The 1577-nt window shown below is 74.8% G+C and carries 1 protein-coding gene; it reads left to right on the top strand.

Features of this window, described 5'->3' with window-relative positions:
- Window positions 1–155 precede the first annotated feature (155 nt).
- Complete coding sequence (gene fabF / locus ACFV4G_RS12330; protein WP_380439278.1) at window positions 156–1424, top strand: beta-ketoacyl-ACP synthase II; 1269 nt, start codon at window positions 156–158, stop codon at window positions 1422–1424.
- Window positions 1425–1577 lie beyond the last annotated feature (153 nt).

Below are 1577 nucleotides of genomic sequence, written 5' to 3'. Positions count from 1 at the left end.
GGGTTTCGTCGTGGGCGCGGGCGCGGGCGTCGTCGTGCTGGAGTCGGTCGAGCACGCAGAGGCCCGCGGGGCCCGGATCTACTGCGAGGCCGTGGGCCGGGCCCCACCCCCCGGCTCGCCGCCGACCCCGCACCAACGTGAGAGAAGAAGAACCAGTGACCGCTGAAAACCGTACCGTGGTCGTCACGGGTATCGGCGCCTTCACGCCGCTGGGCGGCGACGCCGCCACCACCTGGGAGAACCTGGTGGCGGGCCGTTCCGGAGTGTCGGCCCTGACCGAGGAGTGGGCCGCGGACCTGCCCGTCCGCATCGCCGCCCGCACCGCGGTCGACCCCGGCGAGATCCTGCCCCGCCCGCTGGCCCGCAAGCTGGACCGCTCGGCGCAGTTCGCGCTGATCGCCGCCCGCGAGGCCTGGGCCGACGCCGGCTACGAGACCCCGGCCACCGACGAGTCCTCCAAGCTCGCCCCCGAGCGCCTCGGCGCGGTCATCGCCTCCGGCATCGGCGGCGTGACCACCCTCCTCGACCAGTACGACGTACTGAAGGAGAAGGGCTCCCGCAAGGTCTCCCCGCACACCGTCCCGATGCTGATGCCCAACTCCCCGGCGGCCAACGTCGGCCTGGAGGTCGGCGCCCGCGCGGGTGTGCACACCCCCGTCTCCGCCTGCGCCTCCGGCGCCGAGGCGATCGGCTACGCGATCGAGATGATCCGCAGCGGCCGCGCCGACGTCGTGGTGGCCGGCGGCACCGAGGCCGCGATCCACCCGCTGCCGATCGCCGCGTTCGCCAACATGATGGCGATGTCCAAGAACAACGACGATCCCGAGCGCGCCTCGCGCCCGTACGACAAGGGCCGCGACGGCTTCGTCCTCGGCGAGGGCGCCGGCGTCGTCGTGCTGGAGTCGGTCGAGCACGCCGAGGCCCGCGGGGCCCGGATCTACTGCGAGGCCGTGGGCCAGGGCCTGTCCTCGGACGCCCACCACATCGCCCAGCCCGAGCCGACCGGCGCCGGCGTGGCCCGCGCGCTGGCCGACCTGTTCGACCGCAACACCCTCGACAAGGCCGAGATCGTGCACGTCAACGCGCACGCCACCTCGACCCCGCAGGGCGACACCGCCGAGCTGAAGGCGCTGCGCAAGGAGCTCGGCGAGCACCTGGACCACATCGCCGTCTCGGCCACCAAGTCGATGACCGGCCACCTGCTGGGCGGCGCCGGCGGCATCGAGACCGTCGCCACCGTGCTGGCCCTCTACAACCGGCTCGCCCCGCCGACCATCAACGTCGAGGAGCTCGACGACGACGTGGACGCGGACATCGTGCGCGACGAGGCCCGCGCGCTGCCCGCCGAGGGCCGGATCGCGGCGCTGAACAACTCGTTCGGCTTCGGCGGCCACAACGTGGTGCTGGCCTTCCGCACCCGCTGACCCGCCCGTACGTCCGGAAGGGGGCGGCGCGCGTCGGGGGCGCCGGCCCCGTCCGTCGTTCCCGGGGGGGGGGCCGGGGGGCCGGCCCCGCCCCCCGCGCCACCCCACAAGGGGGGGGGCCAGAGACAGGCGCGCCCCCCCCCGGGACCGTTT

It is taken from the genome of Kitasatospora sp. NPDC059747 (genome assembly GCF_042732955.1).
GTDB lineage: Bacteria > Actinomycetota > Actinomycetes > Streptomycetales > Streptomycetaceae > Kitasatospora.
Note: the sequence above shows the minus strand (reverse complement) of the source record. Positions and strands in the feature narration are given on the sequence as shown.